The sequence below is a fragment of the Streptomyces sp. NPDC048361 genome (genome assembly GCF_040651795.1).
Classification (GTDB): Bacteria; Actinomycetota; Actinomycetes; order Streptomycetales; family Streptomycetaceae; genus Streptomyces.
The window spans coordinates 96,989-121,450 of record NZ_JBEZKW010000019.1 but is presented as its reverse complement, the minus strand read 5'-3'; the positions used below and the strand labels follow the sequence as shown (position 1 = coordinate 121,450).

The window sequence follows — 24,462 nt, the reverse complement described above, 5'->3', positions numbered from 1 at the left end:
GGCCTCGCCGTGATGGCGGTCGCGGGGATCGTCGAACGCCGACGTGCCTCGACGCTCACCCCCGACGCGCCCGCAGCCGTACCCGCGCCCGCCGCCATCGAGCACGCGGAGCCCACCTCGCCCTGGCAGCCGACCTCGGCGCCGGAGATCGAGGCGTTCTCCTTGAACAGCATGCCGATCGCGCCGGCCGAGAGCAGGAAGCGGACGATGCCGTCCTCATCCGCGCCGGGCACGAAGTTCATGTAGTAGTGCAGGACCGCCGGGATGATGCCGGCCGCGCCGTTGGTGGGCGCGGTCACGACCCGGCCGCCCGCCGCGTTCTCCTCGTTGACCGCCATCGCGTACAGCGTCGCCCACTCCATGGCGTGGGCCTCGGGGTTGCCCTCGACGCGCAGCTGCCGGGCGATGGTCGCGGCGCGGCGGCGGACCTTGAGTCCACCGGGCAGGATGCCCTCACGCGACATGCCGCGCGAGACACAGGCCTGCATGACGCGCCAGATGTCGAGAAGACCCGAGCGGATCTCGTCCTCGGTGCGCCACGCCTTCTCGTTCTCCAGCATCAGCGCGGAGATGGACAGGCCGGTCTCCTGCGCGAGCCGCAGCAGTTCGTCGCCGGTGCGGAAGGGGTGCTTGAGGACGGTGTCGTCCGGCACGATCGGGTTGTCGCCCGCCACGGCGTCCTCGTCGACCACGAAGCCGCCGCCGACCGAGTAGTACGTCTTCTCCAGGATCAGCTCGCCGTCGACGTCGTACGCGAAGACCGTCATGCCGTTGGCGTGGTACGGCAGCGCCTTGCGGCGGTGCAGGACCAGGTCGTCGTCGTAGGAGAAGGCGATCTCGTGCATGCCGAGGACGTTGAGCCGGCCCGATTCCTTGATGCGCTCCACCCGGGCGTCGGCACTCTCCACGTCGACGGTGCGCGGCGAATCGCCCTCAAGGCCGAGCAGGACCGCCTTCGGGGTGCCGTGGCCGTGGCCGGTCGCGCCGAGCGAACCGTACAGCTCGGCCCGTATCCGCGAGGTGTGCGCGATCAGGCCCTCGTTCTTCAGCCGTGCGGCGAACATCCGGGCCGCCCGCATCGGGCCGACGGTGTGTGAGCTGGACGGGCCGATGCCGATCGAGAACAGGTCGAAGACCGAGATGGCCACGGGGGACTCCTTGTGGGGGTTGGTAGACGCCGTTGTCTGCCGGGGTATCGCAGAGCAAAGCTGGCACAGCATGGGACGGGGCACCGCATGGGACGGGGCACCGCGCTCACTACCCAGTGTGCGCGGTGCCCCGGGGCTCCGTACGGAATGAACCGAGAACGAAAGCGTACGAAACTACTTCAGGCCGGGGTACAGCGGGTGCTTGGCGGCCAGAGCGGACACCCGGGCCGACAGCGCGTCCTTGTCGAACTCCGGCTTCAGGGCCTCGGCGATGATGTCGGCGACCTCGCGGAAGTCGTCCGCACCGAAACCGCGGGTGGCCAGCGCCGGGGTGCCGATGCGCAGACCGGAGGTCACCATCGGCGGCCGCGGGTCGTTGGGGATGGCGTTCCGGTTGACCGTGATGCCGACCTCGTGGAGACGGTCCTCGGCCTGCTGGCCGTCGAGCTCCGAGTTGCGCAGGTCCACCAGGACCAGGTGCACATCGGTGCCGCCGGTCAGGACGTCGACGCCGACGGCCTTCACGTCGTCCTGGACCAGGCGCTCGGCCAGGATCCGGGCGCCGTCCAGGGTGCGCTGCTGGCGCTCCTTGAACTCGGACGACGCCGCGACCTTGAAGGACACCGCCTTCGCCGCGATGACGTGCTCCAGGGGACCACCCTGCTGACCCGGGAAGACCGCCGAGTTGATCTTCTTGGCGAGCTCCTGCGTCGACAGGATGACACCGCCGCGCGGACCGCCGAGGGTCTTGTGCGTGGTGGTGGTCACGACGTGGGCGTGCGGCACGGGGTTGGGGTGCAGACCCGCGGCGACCAGACCCGCGAAGTGGGCCATGTCGACCATCAGGTACGCGCCGACCTCGTCCGCGATCCGGCGGAACGCGGCGAAGTCCAGCTGGCGCGGGTAGGCGGACCAGCCGGCCACGATCAGCTGCGGCTTGGACTCCTTGGCGAGGCGCTCGACCTCGGCCATGTCGACCTCGCCGGTCTCGTCGACGTGGTACGGGACCACGTTGTAGAGCTTGCCGGAGAAGTTGATCTTCATGCCGTGGGTCAGGTGACCGCCGTGGGCCAGGTTGAGACCCATGATCGTGTCGCCCGGCTTGAGCAGCGCGAACATCGCGGCCGCGTTGGCCTGTGCGCCCGAGTGGGGCTGCACGTTGGCGGCCTCGGCGCCGAACAGCGCCTTGACGCGGTCGATCGCGATCTGCTCGACCACGTCGACGTGCTCACAGCCGCCGTAGTAGCGGCGGCCCGGGTAGCCCTCGGCGTACTTATTGGTGAGGACCGAGCCCTGGGCCTCCATGACCGCGACCGGAGCGAAGTTCTCCGACGCGATCATTTCGAGGGTGGACTGCTGACGGTGGAGCTCGGCGTCGACGGCGGCGGCGACGTCCGGGTCCAGCTCGTGGAGGGGCTGGTTCAGAAGCGACATCAGACGATCCCTGTATCCCTGGTGGTCTAGGTCAGCTGGCGAAGTCGGTGTACTCGTCGGCGGAGAGCAGGTCGCCCGGCTCGTCCGTGACCTTCACCTTGAAGAGCCAACCGCCCTCGAACGGGGCCGAGTTGACCAGCGAAGGGTCGTCCACGACGTCCTGGTTGGCCTCGACGACCTCACCGGTGACCGGGGAGTACAGGTCGCTGACCGACTTGGTGGACTCCAGCTCGCCGCAGGTCTCGCCCGCGGTCACCGTGTCACCCACCTCCGGGAGCTGTACGTACACGACGTCACCGAGCGCGTTGGCCGCGTGCTCCGTGATGCCGACCGTCGAGACGCCGTTCTCGGCGTTCGACAGCCACTCGTGCTCCTTGCTGTAGCGCAGCTGCTGGGGGTTGCTCATGACCTGAATTCTCCTGTACGCGGGGGAGTGCTGCTGACGGGGTCTCGTCGAGTGTCTCGGACGGCGAGACGAGAAGGGGGAGGGCAGAGGGAGGCGCGAGTCACTTCTGACGCTTGTAGAAGGGCAGCGCGACGACCTCGTACGGCTCGTGCGTGCCGCGGATGTCGATGCCGACGCCCGCCGTGCCGGGCGCGGCGAGCGCGGCGTCCACGTAGGCGATGGCGATCGGCTTGCCCAGCGTCGGGGACGGGGCGCCCGAGGTGACCTCGCCGACGGCCTCGCCACCCGCCACCACGGCGAACCCGGCGCGCGGCACCCGGCGGCCCTCGGCGATCAGGCCGACCAGCTTGCGCGGCGGGTTGGTCTCCGCCTTCTTCGCGGCGGCCTCCAGGGCCGTACGGCCCACGAAGTCGCCGTCCTTCTCGAACTTCACGACCCGGCCGAGACCGGCGTCGAAGGGCGTGAGCGCGGTGGTCAGCTCATGCCCGTACAGCGGCATGCCCGCCTCCAGGCGCAGGGTGTCGCGGCAGGACAGGCCGCACGGCACCAGGCCCGCGTCCTTGCCCGCCTCGGTCAGTGCGCGCCACAGCTGCTCGGCGTGCTCGGGCGCCACGAACAGCTCGAAGCCGTCCTCGCCGGTGTAGCCGGTGCGGGCGATGAGCGCGGGCACGCCGGCGACGGTGCCGGGCAGACCGGCGTAGTACTTCAGGTTGTCGAGGTCGGCGTCCGTGACGGACTTCACGATGCCGGGGGACTCGGGGCCCTGCACGGCGATCAGCGCGTAGGCGTCGCGGTCGTCGCGCACCTCGGCGCCCTCGAAGCCGGCCGCGCGCTCGGTGATCGCGTCGAGCACGATCTGCGCGTTGCCCGCGTTGGCGACGACCATGTACTCGTCCTCGCCCAGGCGGTAGACGATCAGGTCGTCGACGATCCCGCCGTCCTCCTGGCAGATCATCGTGTACCGGGCGCGGCCCACGCCGATGGTGGCGATGTTGCCGACGAGCGCGTAGTTCAGCGCCTTCATCGCGTCGGGCCCGGTGACGGTGATCTCGCCCATGTGGGAGAGGTCGAAGATGCCGGCGCGGGTCCGTACGGCGTTGTGCTCGTCGCGCTCGCTCCCGTACCGCAGCGGCATGTCCCAGCCCGCGAAGTCGGTCATCGTGGCGCCCAGCGATCGATGCAGGGCATCGAGGGAGGTGAGGCGGGGGGCGTTGCTCATGGATGGTGCTCCAAGGTCCCGGGGCATGACGGTCGAGGACATCCTCCCCATCTGTCATCGGAACCTGAGAGGTTCACCGGCGCGCGCTGCGCGGCACGGCTTGCACCTTGGGTGGGACCGCCCGGCAGGGGACGGCCCGCTTTTCAGATCTGCCTCACCCGCGCGGTACGGGGCCTGAGAGATTCAAGGGAGGAACTTGCTCCTTCGGCGCCCCAGCTCACTGCTGCTGAGGACTCTCCCGCGCGGATTCGAACGGCCTGTATGGAGTTGGCGCGCACATCATTGCACGGCCACCGGAAGCGGCACATCGCCGGTGAGCTATTACTCACTCTTTACACTCCGGGGGCAAGGGACGCGGAAGCAACAGGGGGGAGTGCCATGACGGCGGGACGCGAGAGTGGTCAGGTGCGGGAGGTGTCCGCACCGGACGGCCCCGGCCGGGCGGTGCCGGCGCCACGCGCGGTGCCGGAGCCATGCGGGGTGCCGGAGCCATGCGGGGTACGGGAGCCATGCGGGGTGCCGGTGCGCGAGGGGGGCGCGGCGCGCGACCCGCAGGTGGCACGCGAAGCGGCTGGTGAGGCCGGCGCCGGGGGCGGGGCGGTACGGGATCTGCGCGGGCGGCCCGAGCTCACCCCGCCGGAGCTGCTCTTCGACGCGGGGGACGTCGTCGTGGTGTCGGGCCTGCCCGGAAGCGGCAAGACCACCCTGATGCGCCGCACCGTCACCGACCGCCACATCGACTCCCAGGACACCCGGCTCGCCTGGCAGCGCCGGCTGCCCAAGATCCCGTACGCCCTCTACCGCCCGCTCACCCGCACCGCGCACTTCGTCAGGACGTGGTGGGCGCTGCGCTCCGGTGACAGCCTCGTCGTCCATGACTGCGGTACGCAGGCGTGGGTGCGGCACTGGCTGGGCCGGGGCGCCCGGCGCAGGGGACGGGCGCTGCGTCTGGTCGTGCTCGACGTGCCGGCCGGCACCGCCCTCGAAGGCCAGGCCGCCCGGGGCCGCTGGGTCTCCGCGTACGCCTTCGCCCGGCACCGCGGTGCGGCCCGCCGCCTCATCGCCCAGGTGGAGGCCGGCCGGCTGCCCACCGGCTGCGCGACCGCCGTCCTGCTCGACCGGGAGTCCGCCTGCGTGGTGCGGCGGATCGGTTTCGCGCAGTAGCGCCGGGTGGTGTGCGCGTGGCCCTCTCGTCGCGGCTTTCCCGCCGCCGCGGGTACGGCGTTAGGGTCGTGGGGTACGGCCGTGCGGGCCGGCGGACCGTCGGGGGAGAGCCGGCAGGCAGCAGGGGGAGAAGGACAGCACACATGAACTTTCCGGAGCAGGCGTTCGCGCATCCGCTCGGCGGCGGAGGCTGGCCGGGCAACGAACTCGAGGAGGCGCTGGCCGCGGCCCTCGGGCAGCCCGACGCGGGCCCGCGGCTGATAGAGGTGCTCGGCCGCAACGCGGTCTGGGTGCCGCTGCCCAACGGCGGCAGCCAGCAGAGCACCGACCTCGATCTGCCCACGATGGAGCTCGACGGCGCCCCCTACGTCCCCGTCTACAGCTCCGAGCAGCAGTTCCTCCAGTGCGTCGGCGCCCGTATGTCGTTCGCGGTGGCGCCGGCCGTCGAGTTCGCCCGCGGGCTGCCGCCGCAGCTCGGCATCGTGGTCAACCCCGAGGGCGCCGTCGGGATGCCGCTGCCCCCGCCGGCCGTGGCCGAGCTGTGCCGTACCGGGCGTACCGCACTCGACGGACCCGCGTCCGGCGCCCGGGTACGCCTCTTCGAGCCCGACTGGCAGGAGGACCCGGTCGACTTTCTGAACGCCGCGGCCACCGAGTTCGACGCGACCGGCGTGGTGCTCAGCGCCCGCCGCGCGCTCGCCTCCATCGAAGGTGAGTCGCCCACCCTCTTCATCGGCGTGGAGTTCTCCACCTGGGACGGCGCGGGCCGCAACGCCCCGATGGAGGCGCTCGGTCGCGCGATGGAGCGGGTCCCGGTCGGCTGGCCGGTCCATCTGGTGCTGCTCGACGTGACGCAGGATCCCGTCGCCACCTGGATGCGCGACCGCGTACGCCCCTTCTACGCCCGGGCCCAGTAGCGGACGACGGGTACGTCGCGGCCGGCCTTCGCAGGCCATGGCGATGTCAGTACCGCGGCTTAACCTGGTTTCATGACCCTTGCAGCCCCGCAGCCGCACGCGTGTGCCCGGGGCGGCGGGGCGGCGCAGGCGTCGGCACGGTGGATCGAAGAGGGGCGGAACCCAGGGTGAGCGCGTCAGGCACCGCGGCGGCCGGACAGGTCGAGCACATGCTGCGCCAGGTGACGCCCGGGCGCTACGACCTGTACGAGGCGCTGCTCCACGCCCTCGCCGATCCCGCATCCGGCCGGCTCTGGATGCTGCTGTGGAACGGCCGGCCGGGCTCGCCGGACGCGCAGTACGGAAACATGGAGGTCGACGGCGTCGCGTACGCGCCCTGCGTGACCTCCCCGCAGGAGCTCTCGGCCAGCGGCTGGAACCGCGCGCACGACGTGGCGGGCGCCCTCGACGTCGCCCGCGCCCTCTACCCCGACCGGTACGGCATCTGGCTCAATCCGCACGCACCCGGCGGCGGCATCGGCATCCCCTGGACCGATCTGCGGCGGATCGCCACCGGCCTCGACCGGATGCCCGCCGGCCCGCTCGGCCTCGGCGAACCGGCGGTCGAGGTCCCGCAGTTCTACGCCCTGCTCGCACAGAACGCGCACCGCACCCCGGTCGTCCGCTCGCTGCGCCGCGCCTGGGTGCGGCCCGCGCTCGGCGCGCCCTACCTCGCCATCGGTCTCGATCTCTACGACACCGGCGCCCAGTCGGTCGAGGCGGTGCGGGCGATGATGCAGCAGTCCGTCGCGGCCGTGCCCGACGGGCTCGCGGTCTCCACGGTGGCGATGTCCGACGGTTACGACCCGGTCGCCATGTGGCTGAAAGCCAACGCACGGCCGTTCTACGACCGTGGCGCCCAAGCCGGCCCCGCACCCGACGCGTCCGGGTACGGCTACCCGCCGCCCGCGCCCCGCGCGTACTGATCCTGCTCCGTTCCGCTCCACCACCCCTGCGGGCGGCCGCCGAACCAGCACAAAGCCCCTCAACTTCCTCTGCGCGCAACGTGAATGTCCGTTCTGGTGGGGGGAAGGGTGCAATGGCCCCCCGCGTCGCATGCGCCCCAACTTCCGCGTGTCCGCCCCCCGTTCATCTGCGTCCGTATAACGGAAACCCTCTTTCCGCATCACGTTTGCGCATACATTCCCCGTCACATCTGGCGGGTGATCGCGAACACGCTGAAGACTCGCGACTCAGACACGAGGTCGACGATCTCGTGATCGTGAGCAAGTCGACAAAGCCGCAATCCGCGGCAGGCGCAGGCCGGTCACCACCGGCGAGAGGGGTCGCTCACCGTGACCGCACCGATCGAGACCACCGGGACGGCTGCCGAGGCGCAGCCGGAAGCCGTGCTGGCGGGTGCTGGAAAGGGACAGATCGAGGGTCGTTCCCTGGGTCAGATCGCCTGGACCCGGTTCAAGAAGGACCGCGTCGCCGTCGCGGGCGGCGCCATCGTGCTCCTGCTGATCCTCGTCGCGATCCTCTCGCGTCCGATTCAGGCGATGCTCGGCCTCGACCCCAACGCGTTCCATCAGGACCTGATCGACCCCAACACCTCGCTGCCCAAGGGCAGCATGGGCGGGATAAGCCTCGATCACCCGCTGGGCGTGGACCCGAAGTTCGGCCGTGACATCGCCACCCGCGTGCTCGAGGGCTCCTGGGTGTCGCTGGTCGTCGCCTTCGGCGCGACCATCCTGTCGAACGTCATCGGCGCGATCATGGGTGTCGTCGCGGGCTACTACGGCGGCCGGGTCGACGCGATCATCAGCCGCCTGATGGACACCTTCCTCGCGTTTCCCCTCCTGCTCTTCGCCATCGCCATCTCGGCCACCCTCCAGGGCGGCGCGTTCGGCCTCAACGGCCTGCCGCTGCACCTGAGCGTGCTGATCTTCGTCATCGGCTTCTTCAACTGGCCCTACCTGGGCCGCATCGTCCGTGGTCAGACACTCGCCCTGCGCGAGCGGGAGTTCGTGGACGCCGCCCGGGGCATGGGCGCCCGAGGCCCGTACATCCTGTTCCGGGAACTGATGCCCAACCTGGTCGGCCCGATCACCGTCTACTCGACGCTGCTCATCCCGACCAACATCCTCTTCGAGGCCTCCCTGAGCTTCCTCGGTGTCGGCATCCAGCCCCCGCAGGCCTCCTGGGGCGGCATGCTCCGCGAGGCCGTGACCTTCTACCAGGTCGATCCCGAATTCATGATCGTGCCTGGCCTCGCCATCTTCGTGACCGTCCTGGCGTTCAACCTGCTCGGTGACGGTCTGCGCGATGCTCTCGACCCCCGCAGTCGCTGACGCCTGCCACCGAGAGCCCAACAAGTTTCCGACTATGGAGGGGAAAGCACCCATCATGCGAAGGTCAGCGCTGGCCGCGATAGCGGTCATCGGAAGTGCGAGCATGCTGCTCGCCGGCTGCAGCAAGGCCGACAGCTCGAACGGCAACGGCAAATCGGCCGGGGCCAACGCCGCGACCAAGGGTGTCGTCAACGCCTCCGACAAGAAGGGCGGGACGCTCACCTACGAGCTGTCCGACGTCCCGGACTCGTTCGACCCCGGCAACACGTACTACGCGTACATGTACAACCTCAGCCGGCTCTACGCCCGTCCGCTGATGACGTTCAAGCCCGGCGCGGGCGCGGAGGGCAACACGCTCGTTCCGGACCTCGCCGCGAGCAAGGGCGAGTCGAGCGACGGCGGCAAGACCTGGACGTACAAGATCCGTTCGGGTCTGAAGTACGACGACGGCACGCCGATCACCTCGAAGGACGTCAAGTACGCCGTCGAGCGCTCCAACTTCGCGCGTGACGTGCTCTCGCTCGGCCCGAACTACTTCCAGCAGTTCCTGGCCGACAGCGACACGTACAAGGGCCCCTACAAGGACAAGAGCGCCGATGGCCTCTCGTCCATCGCGACGCCCGACGACACCACGGTGGTCTTCCACCTGAAGCAGGCCTTCCAGGAGTTCGACTACCTGGTCGCGGCCCCGCAGACGGCACCGGTGCCCCAGGCCAAGGACCAGGGCGTCGACTACGTCAAGCACATCCTGTCCTCGGGCCCGTACAAGTTCGAGAGCTACGACGACGGCAAGCAGGCCGTTCTCGTGCGCAACACGAACTGGGACGCGAAGACGGACCCGCTGCGCAAGCCGCTGCCGGACAAGATCGTCGTCAAGCTGAAGGTCAACCCCGAGACCATCGACCAGGACGTCGTCGCGGGCAACGCGATCGACCTCGGTGGCACCGGTGTTCAGGCTTCCACCCAGGCCAAGCTGCTCACCGACCCTTCCCAGAAGGCCAACAGCGACAACACCTTCGGTGGCCGGCTCGTCTACCTGGCGATCAACACCAAGGTGAAGCCGTTCGACAACGTCGCCTGCCGCAAGGCGGTCCAGTTCGCGATCGACAAGACCTCGGTGCAGACGGCCGAGGGCGGCCCGGTCCGCGGTGACATCGCCTCCACCGTCCTGCCGCCGGACATCCCGGGCTACCAGAAGTCCGACGTCTACGCGACCCCGGGCAACAAGGGTGACGCCACCAAGGCCAAGGAGCAGCTGAGCGCCTGCGGCCAGCAGTCGATCACCACGAACATCACGGCCCGCTCGGACCGTCAGCAGGAGATCGACGCCGCCACGGCGATCATCGCCTCGCTGAAGAAGGTCGGCATCAACGCCAGCCTGAAGACGTACCCCTCGGGCAAGTACTTCACGGACTACGCGGGTGTGCCCAAGTTCACCCAGGACAACAACGTCGGTCTGATGATGATGCAGTGGGGTGCCGACTGGCCGTCCGGCTACGGCTTCCTGCAGCAGATCCTGAACGGCAAGGCGATCAGCCAGTCCGGCAACACGAACCTGTCGCAGTACGACAACGCCGGCGTCAACGAACTGCTGGGCAAGGCGATCGCGACCGAGGACACCACCCAGCGCAACACCCTCTACACGCAGGTCGACAAGCAAGCCATGGACGACGCCTCGATCGTTCCGCTGGCCTACTTCAAGGTCCTGCTCGCCCGGCCCAAGGCCACCAACCTGGTGTCCACCTCGGCCTTCAGCGGTCAGTACGACTACCTCAACATCGGCACCTCGAAGTAGCAGCCCCGGAAGGCAGGTGAAGGCATTGGTGCCCGCGGGTTCCTCAACCCGCGGGCACCGGCGCCGGCCCCCGTGATTTCGTACCTCCTCCGCCGGACGTTCGCGGCAGTGATCCTGCTGCTCGTCGTCTCCGCGGTCACCTTCGCCATCTTCTTCCTGCTGCCACGAATGGCCGGCCAGACCGCCGACCAGTTGGCTACGCAGTACCTCGGCAAGAGCCCGTCAACGGCCGACATCCTTGCGGTCAAGCACAACCTGGGACTGGACCAGCCCCTGTACGTCCAGTACTGGCACTTCATCAAGAGCATCGTGGCCGGCGCCACCTACAACCTGGGCCCGACCACGGTGCACTGCGACGCGCCGTGCTTCGGCTACTCCTTCAAGAACCACCAGGAGATCTGGCCGCAGCTCGTCTCCCGGCTGCCGGTGACGGTCTCGCTGGCCGCCGGCGCAGCTGTCCTGTGGCTGGTGTCGGGCGTGACCGTCGGCGTCATCTCCGCCCTGAAGCCGCGCTCGTTCTTCGACCGGACCTTCATGGGTGTGGCCCTCGCGGGCGTCTCGCTGCCCATGTTCTTCACCGGCAACCTGGCGATCCTGCTCTTCGTCTTCAACTGGCCGATCTTCGGCCGCGAGTACGTGCCCATCACCGAGAACCCGGCACAGTGGGCCAACACCCTCTTCCCCGCGTGGTGTTCACTCGCACTGCTCTACTCCGCCATCTACGCCCGGCTCACCCGGTCGGGGATGCTGGAGACGATGAACGAGGACTTCATCCGCACGGCTCGCGCCAAGGGTCTGCATGAGCGCAACGTGGTGGTCCGGCACGGCCTGAGGGCCGCGCTCACCCCGATCATCACCGTCTTCGGCATGGACCTCGGTCTGCTGCTCGGTGGCGCGGTGATCACCGAGACCGTCTTCTCACTGGACGGTGTCGGCGCCTACGCGGTGCAGGGCATCACGGACAACGACCTGCCCAAGATCCTCGGCGTGACCCTGCTCGCCGCCTTCTTCGTCGTGATCGCAAATCTCCTGGTGGACCTGCTGTACGCCGCCGCCGACCCGCGGGTGAGGCTCTCGTGACCCAACTGTCCAAGACCGGCGCAGCCGTCGGCGAACCCACGCCGGGCCGCGCACCGGAGGCCTTCCTCGAAGTCCGCGACCTCAAGGTGCACTTCCCGACCGACGACGGCCTGGTCAAGTCCGTCGACGGGCTCAACTTCTCGCTGGACAAGGGCCGCACCCTCGCCATCGTCGGCGAGTCCGGCTCGGGCAAGTCGGTCACGTCGCTGGCCGTCATGGGGCTGCACCGGCTCGGGGCGCGCGGCAAGAACGTCCAGATGTCCGGGGAGATCTGGCTCGACGGCAAGGAACTCCTCGCCGCCGCGCCGGACGAGGTGCGCAAGCTCCGCGGCCGCGAGATGGCGATGATCTTCCAGGACCCGCTGTCCGCCATGCACCCGTACCACAAGGTCGGCGCCCAGATCGTCGAGGCGTACCGGGTGCACAACAAGGTGAGCAAGAAGGTCGCCAGGACCCGGGCCATCGAGATGCTGGACCGGGTCGGCATACCCGAGCCGCACAAGCGCGTCGACGGCTACCCGCACGAGTTCTCGGGCGGCATGCGCCAGCGCGCCATGATCGCCATGGCGCTGGTGAACAACCCCGAACTGCTCATCGCGGACGAGCCGACCACGGCCCTCGACGTGACGGTCCAGGCGCAGATCCTCGACCTCATCCGGGACCTCCAGAAGGAGTTCGGCTCCGCCGTCATCATGATCACGCACGATCTCGGCGTGGTCGCCGAGATCGCCGACGACGTGCTGGTGATGTACGGCGGCCGGTGTGTGGAGCGCGGCAAGGCCGACGAGGTCTTCGAGAAGCCGCAGCACCCCTACACCTGGGGCCTGCTCGGCTCGATGCCCCGCATCGACCGGGAGACCTCCGAACGGCTCATCCCCGTCAAGGGCCAGCCGCCGAGCCTCATCAACGTCCCCTCGGGCTGTGTCTTCCACCCGCGCTGCCCCTACGCGGACCTGCCCAAGGGGAACGTCACCCGCACAGTGCGTCCCGAGCTGGAGCTGGTGGGCACCGGACACTGGTCCGCCTGCCACCTCTCGACCGAGGACCGCACGCGGATCTGGACCGAAGAGATTGCGCCGAAGCTGTGAGTGAGACGAAGAAGCCCCAGTCCGCCGATGGCGAGCCACTGCTCAAGGTCACGGGTCTGACGAAGCACTTCCCCATCAAGAAGGGGGTCCTGCGGCGGCAGGTCGGCGCCGTGAAGGCGGTCGACGGCATTGACTTCGAGGTGCGCAAGGGCGAGACCCTGGGCGTGGTCGGCGAGTCGGGCTGCGGCAAGTCGACCATGGGCCGGGTCATCACCCGCCTGCAGGATCCCACCGGTGGCACGATCCACTTCGAGGGGCAGGACATCACGCACCTGCCGGCGGGCAAGCTCCGCCCGCTGCGCCGTGACGTCCAGATGATCTTCCAGGACCCGTACGGCTCGCTGAACCCGCGCCACACCATCGGCGGAATCGTCTCCACGCCCTTCCGGCTCCAGGGCGTCACGCCCGAGGGAGGGGTGAAGAAGGAGGTCCAGCGGCTGATGGAGCTGGTGGGCCTCAACCCCGAGCACTACAACCGCTATCCGCACGAGTTCTCCGGCGGCCAGCGCCAGCGCATCGGCATCGCCCGTGCGCTCGCGCTCAATCCGAAGCTGGTCGTCGCGGACGAGCCCGTCTCGGCGCTCGACGTGTCGATCCAGGCGCAGGTCGTCAACCTGCTCGACGACCTCCAGCAGGAGCTCGGCCTCACCTACGTGATCATCGCGCACGACCTGTCGGTCATCCGGCACGTGTCGGACCGCATCGCGGTCATGTACCTGGGCAAGATCGTGGAGCTGGCCGACCGTCAGGCGCTGTACTCGGCGCCGATGCACCCCTACACCAAGGCGCTGATGTCCGCGGTGCCGGTGCCGGACCCCAAGCGGCGCGGCGTGAAGAGCGACCGCATCCTGCTCAAGGGCGATGTCCCGTCGCCGATCTCGCCGCCGAGCGGCTGCCGGTTCCACACCCGGTGCTGGAAGGCGACGGAAATCTGCAAGACGCAGGAGCCGCTGCTCATCGAGCTGAAGCCGGGCCAGCGGGTGGCCTGCCACCACCCGGAGAACGCGCCGGACCAGGCACCGGGCGAGGAGGTTCTGGCGGGGGCCAGGGAGTCGGTCGACCTCGTGACGATCGGCGGCGCGGAACCCTCGCCGGAGGGGGCGGACGCGGTCAAGGGCGGCGCGGCTGCCGAGTCCGCGGAGTCCGCGGAGTCCGCAGGGGCGGCGGAAGCCGTGGACGCGGCGGCATCCAAGACCGTCGAGGTGCCTGATGCGGCGGAGGCGTCCGGAGCGGCGGAGGCACCCGGAACGGCGGAGGTGTCCGGAACCGTGGAGGCATCCGGAACGGCGGAGACGTCCGAATCCGCCGAGGTGCCTGACGCCGTGGTGGCGTCCGACGCCGCCGGGGCGTCCGATGCCGCGGAGGGTGTCGGCACCACCGAGGTGTCCGATGCCGCGGAGGGGGCCGGCACCACCGAGGTGTCCGATGCCGCGGAGGGGGTCGGCACCGCCGAGGTGTCCGATGCCGCGGAGGGGGTCGGCACCGCCGGGGCGTCCGAGCCGGAGGCTGCCGCTGCCAAGCGCTCCAGGGCCACGGGTGCCAAGCGCTCCAAGGCGTCGGGTGCCAAGCGCGCTTCCGGGAAGGGCGGCGGCGCCGTACCGGATACCGGTGTGCAGGAGTCAACCGACAAGTAGGGCATGTCAGTTCGGCAAAGTCATGTCCATGCCGAAACGGGAGGGTGCAGAGTCTGCGTGTCCGTACCAAGGCACACGTTCGAAGGGCAGACTCATGGCACTCTCCCGTTCGGCACGTCGTAGCTCCCGGCTGCTCGCCCTCGCCACCGCGGTGGCCGCCGGGTTCACGATCGCCGCCGCGCCCGCGGCCTCACCGGGCAGTCCGGGTATCGGCGATCCGTACTTCCCCACCATGGGCAACGGCGGTTTCGACGCGCTCCATTACGACCTCGGGGTCAGCTACAACCCCGATTCGGGGCGCCTCGACGGGCGCACCACGGTCACCGCTCGCGCCACCCAGAACCTCTCCCGGTTCGACCTCGACCTCCAGAAGCTCACCGTCGACTCGATCCGGGTGAACGGCAAGCCCGCCGACTTCAACAGAACCGGTGACGAGATCGTCATCACCCCGCGCCACCGCCTGCGCAAGGGCGAGGAGTTCGAGGTCACCGTCGTCTACGGCGGGGTGCCGCAGCCGTTGAACGGACCCATCGTCTTCGGCTCCGACTACGGCTGGATGAAGACCAAGGACGGCGTCTTCGTGGCCTGCGAGCCCAACGCCGCCTCCACCTGGTTCCCGTCCAGCGACCACCCCTCCGACAAGGCCACGTACGACATACGCATCGATGCCCCCAAGGGCCTCACGGGCGTCTCCAACGGCCGCCTCGTGGACGCGCACGACCGCGGCGGACGCTCCTACTACCACTGGCGCGAGTCCAAACCGATGGCGACCTACCTGGCCACCGCCTCCATAGGCAAGTTCGACGTGAAGACGGGCAGGACGCCCGCGGGCACCCCCATCTACGTGGCCATCGACCCGGTCCTCGCCAACCAGAACAAGGTCGACGTGTACGCGGTGACCGCCGAGGCCACCGACTACTGGTCCAAGCTGTTCGGCCCGTACCCCTTCGAGGTGACCGGCGCGGTCGTCGACGACATGCCGCAGGCCGGGTTCTCCCTGGAGACCCAGTCCAAGCCCAGCTATTCGGCGGTACGTTCCGAGTCGACCATCGTGCACGAGCTCGCCCACCAGTGGTTCGGCGACTCCGTCTCGGTCGACCAGTGGAAGGACATCTGGCTCAACGAGGGATTCGCGACCTACGCCCAGTGGCTGTGGTCCGAGCACCGCGGCACCAGGACGGCGCACGACGCCTTCCTCGCCGACTACAACGCGATCCCGGCGAGCGACGACTTCTGGAAGATCGAGGTGGCCGACCCGCAGCGCGACACGATGTTCTCCGACGCCGTCTACGACCGTGGCGCGATGATGCTCCAGGCACTGCGCGAACGCATCGGCGACCAGGCCTTCTTCAAGCTGCTCCCGGCGTGGACCAAGGCCCACCGCTACCACAACGCCGATACCGCGGACTTCGTCAAGCTCGCCGAGAAGGTCTCGGGCCAGTCGCTCGACGACCTCTTCCAGAAGTGGGTCTACGACACCGGCAAGCCCGCCCTCTAGGCCGGCTGGACCGGCGTGTGCCGGGGAGCACCCCGTGGTGAGTAAAAATACGGGGTGCTCCACTCACTGTTCAGCCCCTCCGTCCAGCATGTGCTGGACCTCGTCGGCATCTTCGTCTTCGCGATCTCCGGCGCTCTGCTCGCCGTGCGCAAGAACTTCGACGTGTTCGGCATCGCGGTGCTCGCCGAGGTCACCGCCCTGGGCGGAGGGCTGTTCCGCGACCTCATCATCGGGGCGGTCCCGCCGGCCGCCTTCACCGACCTCGGCTACTTCGTGACCCCGCTGCTCGCCGCCGTCCTCGTCTTCTTCCTGCACCCCGAAGTCGAACGCACCCAGCTCGCGGTCAACGTCTTCGACGCGGCGGGGCTCGGCCTGTTCTGCGTGGCCGGCACGACCAAGGCGTACGACTACGGGCTCAGCCTGACCTCGTCTGCGGTCCTGGGACTCGCGACGGCGGTGGGCGGCGGTGTGCTGCGCGACGTCCTCGCCAATGAGGTGCCCTCGCTGTTGCGCTGGGACCGCGACCTGTACGCGGTGCCCGCGATCGTCGGCTCCACGATGGTCGTGCTCTGCATCCGCTTCGACATCCTGACCGCGGGGACCAGCGGGCTCGCCGCAGCCACCGCGTTCCTGCTGCGCATCGCGGCCCTGAAGTACCACTGGCGGGCGCCCCGCGCCTGGCACCGGCGCAGCTCGACGCTGGAGGAGGTCTGAGGGGGTGGTGGGGCGGCTTCGGGGTTCAGAAAAAGCTACCGCTCAGTAATTTATCGGTGTACGGTGCTGCCATGGCACAGGCATCGTCACCGGTACTCCCCGCCGCGATCGGGGACAGCGAGTTCGACCGCGACACCGCCGTCACCCTGCGCGAAGCGGGGGTCTACGACGCGGAGCTCTCGGCGGGCTGGACCATCATCCACGCCGTCAACGGGGGCTATCTGCTCGCCCTCCTCGGCCGGGCGCTAGGCGAGGCGCTGCCGCACCCGGACCCGTTCACCGTCTCGGCGCACTACCTCACGCCGTCCGTACCGGGCCCCGCCGTCATCCGTACCCAGGTGGTGCGCACCGGCCGCACCCTCTCCACCGGGCAGGCCTCACTGTTCCAGTACGACGAGAACGGCGCGGAGGTCGAACGCATCCGGGTCCTGGCCTCCTACGGCGACCTCGACGCGCTGACCGACGACGTGCGCACCACCGCGAAGCCGCCCGCGATGCCGCCGCTCTCGCACTGCATCGGCGCGACGGACGCGCCCGACGGCAGCCGGCCGCCGATTCCCGGCAGTTCGGCCATCACCGATCGGCTCATGCTCAAGCTCGACCCGACGACGCTCGGGTGGGCGGTCGGCGCGCCGTCGGGGAAGGGCGAGATGCGCGGCTGGTTCGGGCTTGCGGACGGCCGTGACGCCGACCCGATCTCCCTCCTTCTCACGGTCGACGCGCTGCCGCCGACCTCCTTCGAGCTGGGCCTCAAGGGGTGGACCCCCACGGTCGAGCTGACCGCGCACATCAGGTGCCGGCCGGCGCCGGGGCCGCTGCGGGTGTCCATCACCACGCGGAACCTGGCGGGGGGTTTTCTGGAGGAGGACGCGGAGGTCTGGGACTCGGCGGACCGCCTGGTGGCCCAGTCCCGCCAACTGGCCCGCGCCCCGCGCCAGTAACCCCCTGGGGCTCCGCCCCCGGCCCCGGGCCGGCTATGCCCGCCCGGGCCGGCATCGAGTAGTCAGGGGCGCGGGGAACTGCGCGACCGCGGGGGTGCCCGCGCTGCGCACCCGGCCAAGGACGACCCCGCCGGGGCCCGGCAACTAGTCCAGCCAGTGGGCTCGTCCCAGCGTCACCAGACGCAACTGCGCCCGCGCGGTCGTCAGGACCGCGGTCTCCGCCCCGGGGTCCTCCAGGAGCGCCGACGCCGTCATCACCATGTGGTCGACGTACAGCCCCGCCAGCATCCGCAGATCCGCCGCGCTCCACCCCGCCGACTCCGCGTCCGCCCCGAGCGCCTGCGCCACCTCGTCCGCGAAGCGCCGCAGTTGCACGCCGATCGCCTCGCGGACGGGGGCGACCCCGCTGTGCCGTTCGCGGGCGATGAATCGGACGTGCGCGGGGTACGCGCGGACATGCGCGGCGATCAACGCGACCGCCCGGTCGATGCGTTCGTCGCTCGACCCGGTGGTGACGATCGCCGCCCGGATCGTCTCGTGGAGCGAGCCGAGCGCCTGCTCGACCAGGGCGACGCCGAGGTCGGCGGTGTCCTTGAAGTGGCGGTAGAACGCGGCCGGCGCCACCCCGACGGCCCGGGTGACCTCGCGGAGCCCGAGGCTGCTCAGGCTCTGGTGCTCCAGAAGCTGGAGCGCCGAGTCCATGAGGGCCTGCCGCGTCTTCTGCTTCTGGGCCTGCCGGATCCCGAGAGTGTGGCTCATACCACTCAGTAAACATCTGTTCGCCGAAGTTGGGAAGACTAGACTCAGTAGTCAGTGAACAGTCGTACTCCGAGTCCGTTCGGGCGCGTGGATGACGGGTACACGGACGCTGATCACGCCACGCAATGCCACGCCTACCGCACACGCTCACGCTCACGGAAAGGGATCCCATGTTCTTCCTCGTCGCAGCCCTCCTCCTGCTGGGGGTCGTGCTGGGCTCAGCGGCGCACCTCCCGCTCCCGGTCACGCTGGCCGTCGCCGCCGTCATCGGCGTCTGGCTCCTCGTCTTCACCGCCCGCGAACGCTTCTCGCACCGGAAGGGCTGACCATGGAACTCACCGCGATCCGCCGCAGCCGCAGCCGGGACCGTGACGCCGACGGGATGGCCGTCGCCGCCTTCGTCCTCGGCCTGCTCGGACTGCTCGTCATGAACGTCGTCCTCGGCCCCATCGCCATCGTGCTCGCCTCGCTCTCCCTCCTGTACAGGACCCGGCGCCGCGGCCGCGCGATGCTGGGACTCGCCCTGGGCGTGGCCGACTTGGTGGTCCTGGCCGGCCTCGCGATGGCCGACCACACCGTCTCGTGGGGCCTGGGCGGCTGAACCCCGTCCGGGGCCCTGGCCGGAACTGCGGCACGGTCCACCCCGCGCGGCTCGTAGAATCGGGCCCACCATGGCCTACCTCGACCACGCCGCGACCACTCCGATGCTTCCGGAGGCGGTCCGGGCGATGACCGCCCAGCTGACCGCCACCGGCAACGCGTCCTCGCTGCACGCAGCCGGACGGCGGGCCCGCCGCACCGCCGAAGAGGCCCGGGAGGAACTCGCCGACGCGCTCGGCGCCCGCCCCAGCGAGGTCGTCTTCACGGCCGGTGGCACCGAGGCCGACAACCTCGCCGTCAAGGGCCTGTACTGGGCCCGCCGGGACGCCGACCCCCGCCGCGTCCGTGTCCTCGCCAGCCCCGTCGAGCACCACGCCGTGCTCGACGCGGTGCACTGGCTCGCCGAGCACGAGGGCGCCACCGTCGAGTACCTGCCCGTCGACGCGTACGGCAGGGTGCACCCGGACGCGCTGCGCGAGGCCATCGCGCGCAACCCCGACGACGTCGCCCTGGCCACCGTCATGTGGGCCAACAACGAGATCGGCACCGTCATGCCGGTCGCCGAACTGGCCGCGGTGGCGCGGGAGTTCGACGTTCCGCTGCACGCCGACGCCGTGCAGGCCGTCGGCCAGCTCGACGTCGACTTCGCGGCCTCCGGCCTCGCCGCGATGACGGTCTCCGGGCACAAGATCGGCGGCCCGTACGGCATCGGTGCCCTCCTCCTGGGCCGCGAGTACACCCCCGTACCGGTCCTGCACGGGGGCGGCCAGGAGCGCCATGTGCGCTCCGGCACGCTCGATGTCCCCGCCATCGCCGCGTTCGCCGTCGCCGGACGGCTCGCCGCCGAACGGCGCGGCGATTTCGCCCGCTCCACCGGGGGCCTGCGCGACCGGCTGGTGGAAGCCGTGCGCAAGGCCGTGCCCGACGCGATCCTCGGCGGCGACCCGGACCCCGAGGGCCGCCTCCCGGCCAACGCGCACTTCACCTTCCCCGGCTGCGAAGGCGACTCCCTCCTGCTGCTGCTCGACGCGCAGGGCATCGAGTGCTCCACCGGCTCGGCCTGCACCGCCGGCGTCGCCCAGCCCAGCCATGTGCTGCTCGCCACCGGCACCGACCCCGACCTGGCCCGCGGCACCCTGCGTTTCTCGCTGGGGCACACCTCCACCGAGGCCGATGTGGAAGCCGTGGCCGGGGCCATCGGCCCCGCCGTCGAGCGGGCCCGCACCGCGGGCCTCGTCTGAGCCGGGCCCCCCGTCCGCCCGGGGCGCGGCTCAGGCCGGCCCGGCCGCCCCGACCAGCTTGATGTAGCGCGCCCAGTCCCAGTGCGGCCCTGGATCGGTGTGATCGGTGCCCGGCACCTCCACGTGCCCGATGATGTGCCGGCGGTCGACGGCTATGCGATAGCGGGCGCATATCGCCGCCGTCAGCCGCGCCGACGAGGCGTACATGGCGTCCGTGAACGAGGACGCCTCGTCGACGAACCCCTCGTGCTCTATCCCGACGCTGCGCTCGTTGTACTCCCGGTTGCCCGCGTGGAACGCCACGTCGAGCTCCCGCACCGTCTGCGCCACATGCCCGTCCTTGCGCACCACGTAGTGGGCGGCGGCCTTGTGGCCCGGGTCCTGGAACGCCCGCAGGGCGCTGCCGAAACTGCCCTGCACGACATGGACCACCACCCGGTCCACCCGGTAGTCGTCCGGCCGGTCGGCCATCCGCCAGTTCGCGCCCGCGGCCGCCACCCACTGCGCCCCCGGGTAGTCCAGCTCCCCGGCCTTGCGCGGCCGGTGCGGCCGCGCATGCGGGGCGTTGAGATAGCCGATGGTCCCGAGCGCCACCACCGCGCCCCCGATGAGCAGCCCTCTGCGGCTGGTCGCCATACGCCCCGCCCCCGTCGCTCCCGTACCTCCCCGTGGGACCCGCCGCACCGCGCGGGCCCCGGAATCCCCGATCGGACCCCCTCTGACAGGCACAACGGATACTCCCGCGCCCCCGGTTCCCGATGCCACGTACCCTTACGAGTGCTATGACTCAGACTTCGCCGCAGCCCTCGCCGATGACCTCCCCGCGTCCCCTGCGCGTCCTCGCCGCCATGTCCGGCGGTGTGGACTCGGCCGTCGCCGCCGCCCGCGCCGCCGAAGCGGGGCACGACGTGACCGGAGTGCACCTGGCGCTTTCCGCGAACCCGCAGTCCTTCCGCACCGGGGCCCGCGGCTGCTGCACCATCGAGGACTCGCGGGACGCCCGCCGCGCCGCGGACGTCATCGGGATCCCCTTCTACGTCTGGGACCTCGCGGAACGCTTCCGTGAGGACGTCGTCGAGGACTTCATCGCCGAGTACGAGGCCGGCCGCACCCCCAACCCGTGCCTGCGCTGCAACGAGAAGATCAAGTTCGCCGCGCTGCTCGACAAGGCCCTCGCGCTCGGCTTCGACGCCGTGTGCACCGGCCACTACGCGACCGTCGTCCTGAACGAGGACGGCACCCGCGAGCTGCACCGCGCGTCCGACATGGCCAAGGACCAGTCGTACGTCCTCGGTGTGCTCGACGAGCGCCAGCTCGCCCACGCGATGTTCCCGCTCGGCGACACCCTCACCACCAAGGGCGAGATCCGCGCCGAGGCCGAGCGCCGCGGCCTCGCGGTCGCCAAGAAGCCCGACAGCCACGACATCTGCTTCATCGCCGACGGCGACACCCAGGGCTTCCTCGCGGGCCGCCTCGGCAAGGCGGAGGGCGACATCGTCGACGAGTCCGGCGCGAAGATCGGCAGCCACGAGGGCGCCTTCGGCTTCACCATCGGCCAGCGCAAGGGCCTGCGCATCGGTCACCCCGCCGCCGACGGCAAGCCCCGCTACGTCCTGGACATCTCGCCGGTCGACAACACGGTCACCGTCGGCCCCGTCGAGGCGCTCGACGTCACCGCGCTCGGCGCGATCAAGCCCCGCTGGTGCGGCACGGCCCCGGCCGGCGCGGGCACGTACACCGCGCAGCTGCGCGCCCACGGCGGCGAGACCGAGGTGACGGCGGAGCTCGTCGACGACGTCCTGAACGTGGTGTTCGCCGAGCCGGTCCGCGGCGTCGCCCCCGGCCAGGCGATCGTCCTGTACGACGGGACGCGCGTGGTGGGCTCGGCGACAATTGCGACGACCGAGCGGGCCGCCGCGCGCGTCTGAGTCCCCGCGCGCGCGGCGCGTCAGCCGACCCGCAGCACGATCTTGCCCTGGGTGCGGCCGCGCTCGCCGTACTCGTGCGCCTTCGCCGCGTCGGCGAGGTCGAACACCGAGTCGACCACCACGCGCAGCTTGCCCTCCTCGACCAGCGAGGCGATCGCGCGCATGCCCGAGTGGTCGGGCTCGACCAGCGTGAACCCGGCCCGCACCCCACGGGCCGCCGCGTCGGCGAGCAGCTCCGGCGAGTCCGGGGTGTTGATCGACACCAGGGTGCCGCCCGGGCGCAGCACCTTCAGGGAACGCGCCGCGTAGTCGCCGCCGACCGTGTCGAAGACGGCGTCCACATCTCGCACCGCCTCGGTGAAGTCGACCGCGGTGTAGTCGATCACCTCGTCCGCGCCGAGCCCGCGGACGAAGTCGTGCTTGGCGGCGCTCGCCGTGCCGATGACGTACGCGCCGCGCGCCTTGGCGATCTGTACGGCGAGGTGGCCGACGCCGCCCGCCGCCGCGTGGATCAAAACGCGCTGCCCGGCGCCCAGTTCGGCCGTGTCGACCAGCGCCTGCCAGGCGGTCAGCGCGGCCAGCGGCAGGGCCGCCGCCTCGATGTGGTCGATACCGGCGGGCTTGCGGACGAAGTGCCGGGCCGGAGCGGTGACGTACTCGGCGTACGCGCCCGCCTGGTGCGGGAAGCGCGGCATGCCGAACACCTCGTCGCCGACGCCGTAGTGGGTCACGCCCAGGCCCACCGCCTCGACCGTGCCCGACACGTCCCAGCCGAGGATCGCCGGAAGGCTCATCGGCGCGATGCCGCCGTGCTCGCGGACCTTCCAGTCGGCGGGGTTGACCCCGGCCGCGTGCACCCGGACCAGGACCTCGCCCGCGCCCGGCTCGGGACGCTCGGTCTCGGTCTCGGTGAGCACCTTGGGACCGCCCCACTGCTGGAGGCTGACGGCACGCATGGTCTGGGACATGGCTGATCCTTTTCGCGGAGGTTTTCGCTGGTGAGAGCCACCAACGGAGACCAGCCTGCACCCCGGGCGCCAAACGTGGTGCTGGCCGTTTGGCCATGATGTGACAGAATCTGGCCATGACCGAACGACCGACCCCGCACCGTGTCGCCGTGCTCGCGCTCGACGGAGTGGTCTCCTTCGAGCTGGGCATCCCCTCCCGGATCTTCGACAGCGCCCGGGGGCCGAACGGCGAGCCGCTCTACGAGGTGACCGTCTGCACCGCGGACGGGCGCCCGGTGCGCACCGAGGCCGGGTTCTCCGTGACGGTCGACCACGGCCCCGAGGCGCTCGCCGCGGCCGACACCGTGGTGATCCCGCCGACGCACGACCTGGGCGCCATGGCGCGGGGCGGCCCGCTGCCCGAGCCGGTGGCCCGCGCCTTCGAGCGGATCAGGCCCGGCACCCGCATGGTGTCCATCTGCACGGCGTCCTACGTACTGGCCGCCGCCGGGCTGCTCGACGGGCGGCCCGCCACCACGCACTGGTGCGACGCCGACGCCTTCCAGCGCACCTTCCCGCGCATCCGGCTGGACCCGGGCGTCCTGTTCGTGGACGACGGTGACGTGCTGACCTCGGCGGGCGCCGCCGCCGGCATCGACCTGTGCCTGCACATCGTGCGGCGCGACCACGGCAGCGCCGTCGCGAACCGCTCGGCCCGCCACTGCGTGGTGCCGCCGCACCGCGACGGCGGCCAGGCCCAGTACATCGAGCGCCCGGTCCCCGAGCCGACCCTCGCCAGCACTGCCGCGACCCGCGCGTGGGCCCTGGAGCGCCTCCAAGAGCCGCTCTCCCTGGGCGAGATGGCGGGCCACGCCCGGATGAGCCTGCGCACCTTCACCCGCCGCTTCCGCGAGGAGGCCGGCATGACGCCGGGCAACTGGCTCACTGCCCAGCGGCTCGAACTGGCCCGCCAGCTCCTGGAGTCCAGCGACCTCCCGGTGGACCTGGTGGCCCACCGGTCGGGTTTCGGCACGGCCAACTCGCTGCGCCAGCACATGCGTTCCGGTCTCGGCGTCTCACCGGTCGCCTACCGGCGCACCTTCCAGGTCGCCGCCCGGGCCTGAGCCGTCCGGGCTTGAGTCCGCGCGGGCCCTGAGCCGTCCCGGCCTGAGCACGCCCGGGCCTGAGCCGCCCGGGCCTGAGCCGCGCGGGCCCGACCGGGCGTACGGACTGGAGCGGCGCGCCGCGGGACTACTCCGCGATCTTCTCCACCTCGTAGAAGCAGAGGTGGTCCTTGATCTCGGCGACCTCCGCCTTCGGCTCGGGGTAGTACCAGACCAGGTCGGGCGCCTCGGGCAGCGACCAATAGGACGCCGTTCCCTTGAACGGGCAATAGGTGTGCGTCTGCGACGCCGTCAAGAGGTCGGTCCGTACGTCCTCGGGCGGCAGGTAGTAGCGGACGGGAAGGCCGGTCTCGTGCAGGAGCAGCGGACGCCGGCTCTCCGCGAGCACCTGCCCGCCGTGAACGACCCGCACATGCTCGCTGCCCTGCTCGATGGTGATGCGATGTCCTGTCGTCATAAGAGGTGCAGCGCCCGCGGGGGCGCCGTTCTTCC

At 70.6% G+C, this 24,462-nt stretch carries 24 protein-coding genes and 1 riboswitch; of the genes, 16 read left to right on the top strand and 8 right to left on the bottom strand.

The annotated features are described in order from the left end of the window. The 4 genes from AB0D31_RS14145 to gcvT all read right to left on the bottom strand — a co-directional run. The coding region (locus AB0D31_RS14145; protein ID WP_362721676.1) for an L-serine ammonia-lyase at positions 1-1,148 on the bottom strand (1,148 nt) is incomplete at its 3' end. Between the two features lie 174 nt (positions 1,149-1,322). After that, positions 1,323-2,582: a serine hydroxymethyltransferase gene (gene glyA, locus AB0D31_RS14140; protein ID WP_362721673.1), complete on the bottom strand. Its 1,260-nt coding sequence runs from the start codon at positions 2,580-2,582 to the stop codon at positions 1,323-1,325. Between the two features lie 31 nt (positions 2,583-2,613). Continuing rightward, complete coding sequence (gene gcvH / locus AB0D31_RS14135; protein ID WP_362721670.1) at positions 2,614-2,988, bottom strand: glycine cleavage system protein GcvH; 375 nt, start codon at positions 2,986-2,988, stop codon at positions 2,614-2,616. 100 nt (positions 2,989-3,088) lie between these two features. Beyond that, a complete protein-coding gene (gcvT, locus tag AB0D31_RS14130) occupies positions 3,089-4,207 on the bottom strand; it encodes a glycine cleavage system aminomethyltransferase GcvT (RefSeq protein ID WP_362721667.1) in 1,119 nt (372 codons plus the stop codon). Positions 4,208-4,360: 153 nt separating this feature from the next. Then, positions 4,361-4,458: riboswitch (glycine riboswitch) on the bottom strand. A 304-nt stretch (positions 4,459-4,762) separates the two neighbouring features. Here gcvT and AB0D31_RS14125 point away from each other — a divergent pair. From AB0D31_RS14125 to AB0D31_RS14075, 11 genes are all read left to right on the top strand, one after another. Beyond that, the gene (locus AB0D31_RS14125; protein WP_362721679.1) at positions 4,763-5,371 is read left to right on the top strand and encodes an AAA family ATPase; all 609 of its coding nucleotides are present in this window, start codon (positions 4,763-4,765) and stop codon (positions 5,369-5,371) included. 143 nt (positions 5,372-5,514) lie between these two features. Next, positions 5,515-6,288 (top strand): enhanced serine sensitivity protein SseB, encoded by a 774-nt coding sequence (locus AB0D31_RS14120; protein WP_362721665.1) that lies wholly within the window; start codon positions 5,515-5,517, stop codon positions 6,286-6,288. Between the two features lie 167 nt (positions 6,289-6,455). Next, positions 6,456-7,253, top strand: coding sequence for an enhanced serine sensitivity protein SseB C-terminal domain-containing protein (locus tag AB0D31_RS14115; RefSeq protein WP_362721662.1), 798 nt, complete (start codon positions 6,456-6,458; stop codon positions 7,251-7,253). Between the two features lie 369 nt (positions 7,254-7,622). Then, positions 7,623-8,621, top strand: coding sequence for an ABC transporter permease (locus AB0D31_RS14110; RefSeq protein ID WP_362721659.1), 999 nt, complete (start codon positions 7,623-7,625; stop codon positions 8,619-8,621). Positions 8,622-8,655: 34 nt separating this feature from the next. Then, complete coding sequence (locus AB0D31_RS14105) at positions 8,656-10,416, top strand: ABC transporter substrate-binding protein (RefSeq protein ID WP_362721656.1); 1,761 nt, start codon at positions 8,656-8,658, stop codon at positions 10,414-10,416. Between the two features lie 72 nt (positions 10,417-10,488). Further along, positions 10,489-11,496 (top strand): ABC transporter permease, encoded by a 1,008-nt coding sequence (locus tag AB0D31_RS14100; RefSeq protein WP_362721653.1) that lies wholly within the window; start codon positions 10,489-10,491, stop codon positions 11,494-11,496. Further along, a complete protein-coding gene (locus AB0D31_RS14095) occupies positions 11,493-12,584 on the top strand; it encodes an ABC transporter ATP-binding protein (RefSeq protein WP_362721650.1) in 1,092 nt (363 codons plus the stop codon). The genes AB0D31_RS14100 and AB0D31_RS14095 overlap by 4 nt, the downstream gene beginning before the upstream one ends. Further along, positions 12,581-14,218 (top strand): dipeptide ABC transporter ATP-binding protein, encoded by a 1,638-nt coding sequence (locus AB0D31_RS14090; protein ID WP_362721647.1) that lies wholly within the window; start codon positions 12,581-12,583, stop codon positions 14,216-14,218. The genes AB0D31_RS14095 and AB0D31_RS14090 overlap by 4 nt, the downstream gene beginning before the upstream one ends. Positions 14,219-14,312: 94 nt before the next feature. Next, on the top strand, positions 14,313-15,716 hold the full coding sequence (locus tag AB0D31_RS14085; protein ID WP_362721644.1) for a M1 family metallopeptidase: 1,404 nt from the start codon (positions 14,313-14,315) through the stop codon (positions 15,714-15,716). A gap of 54 nt (positions 15,717-15,770) precedes the next feature. After that, entirely contained in the window at positions 15,771-16,430 is a 660-nt protein-coding gene (locus tag AB0D31_RS14080; RefSeq protein ID WP_362721640.1) for a trimeric intracellular cation channel family protein, read from the top strand. A 71-nt stretch (positions 16,431-16,501) separates the two neighbouring features. After that, a complete protein-coding gene (locus AB0D31_RS14075; RefSeq protein ID WP_362721637.1) occupies positions 16,502-17,371 on the top strand; it encodes a thioesterase family protein in 870 nt (289 codons plus the stop codon). Positions 17,372-17,515: 144 nt separating this feature from the next. Here AB0D31_RS14075 and AB0D31_RS14070 read toward each other — a convergent pair whose 3' ends face one another. Next, positions 17,516-18,130 (bottom strand): TetR family transcriptional regulator, encoded by a 615-nt coding sequence (locus AB0D31_RS14070; RefSeq protein WP_362721634.1) that lies wholly within the window; start codon positions 18,128-18,130, stop codon positions 17,516-17,518. Between the two features lie 170 nt (positions 18,131-18,300). Here AB0D31_RS14070 and AB0D31_RS14065 point away from each other — a divergent pair, with 170 nt between their 5' ends. From AB0D31_RS14065 to AB0D31_RS14055, 3 genes are all read left to right on the top strand, one after another. Continuing rightward, the gene (locus tag AB0D31_RS14065) at positions 18,301-18,456 is read left to right on the top strand and encodes a hypothetical protein (protein WP_362721632.1); all 156 of its coding nucleotides are present in this window, start codon (positions 18,301-18,303) and stop codon (positions 18,454-18,456) included. A gap of 2 nt (positions 18,457-18,458) precedes the next feature. Then, the gene (locus AB0D31_RS14060; protein ID WP_362721629.1) at positions 18,459-18,731 is read left to right on the top strand and encodes a DUF4190 domain-containing protein; all 273 of its coding nucleotides are present in this window, start codon (positions 18,459-18,461) and stop codon (positions 18,729-18,731) included. Positions 18,732-18,801: 70 nt separating this feature from the next. After that, positions 18,802-19,971 carry a cysteine desulfurase family protein gene (locus AB0D31_RS14055; protein ID WP_362721626.1) on the top strand — a complete coding sequence of 390 codons (1,170 nt, stop codon included), beginning with the start codon at positions 18,802-18,804 and terminating at the stop codon, positions 19,969-19,971. A 30-nt stretch (positions 19,972-20,001) separates the two neighbouring features. Here the strand turns inward: AB0D31_RS14055 and AB0D31_RS14050 are convergent, their stop codons facing one another. Then, positions 20,002-20,607, bottom strand: a complete 606-nt coding sequence (locus AB0D31_RS14050) for an N-acetylmuramoyl-L-alanine amidase (RefSeq protein WP_362721623.1) — start codon at positions 20,605-20,607, stop codon at positions 20,002-20,004. Between the two features lie 146 nt (positions 20,608-20,753). Between AB0D31_RS14050 and mnmA the strand changes: the two genes are divergently transcribed. Further along, positions 20,754-21,899, top strand: a complete 1,146-nt coding sequence (gene mnmA / locus AB0D31_RS14045; protein WP_362721621.1) for a tRNA 2-thiouridine(34) synthase MnmA — start codon at positions 20,754-20,756, stop codon at positions 21,897-21,899. Between the two features lie 20 nt (positions 21,900-21,919). On the opposite strand, the gene AB0D31_RS14040 is transcribed toward mnmA, so the two are convergent. After that, on the bottom strand, positions 21,920-22,867 hold the full coding sequence (locus AB0D31_RS14040) for an NADP-dependent oxidoreductase (protein WP_362721618.1): 948 nt from the start codon (positions 22,865-22,867) through the stop codon (positions 21,920-21,922). 116 nt (positions 22,868-22,983) lie between these two features. Here AB0D31_RS14040 and AB0D31_RS14035 point away from each other — a divergent pair, with 116 nt between their 5' ends. After that, positions 22,984-23,970: a helix-turn-helix domain-containing protein gene (locus AB0D31_RS14035; RefSeq protein ID WP_362721615.1), complete on the top strand. Its 987-nt coding sequence runs from the start codon at positions 22,984-22,986 to the stop codon at positions 23,968-23,970. Between the two features lie 127 nt (positions 23,971-24,097). Here the strand turns inward: AB0D31_RS14035 and AB0D31_RS14030 are convergent, their stop codons facing one another. Beyond that, complete coding sequence (locus tag AB0D31_RS14030; RefSeq protein ID WP_362721612.1) at positions 24,098-24,427, bottom strand: DUF427 domain-containing protein; 330 nt, start codon at positions 24,425-24,427, stop codon at positions 24,098-24,100. Positions 24,428-24,462 lie beyond the last annotated feature (35 nt).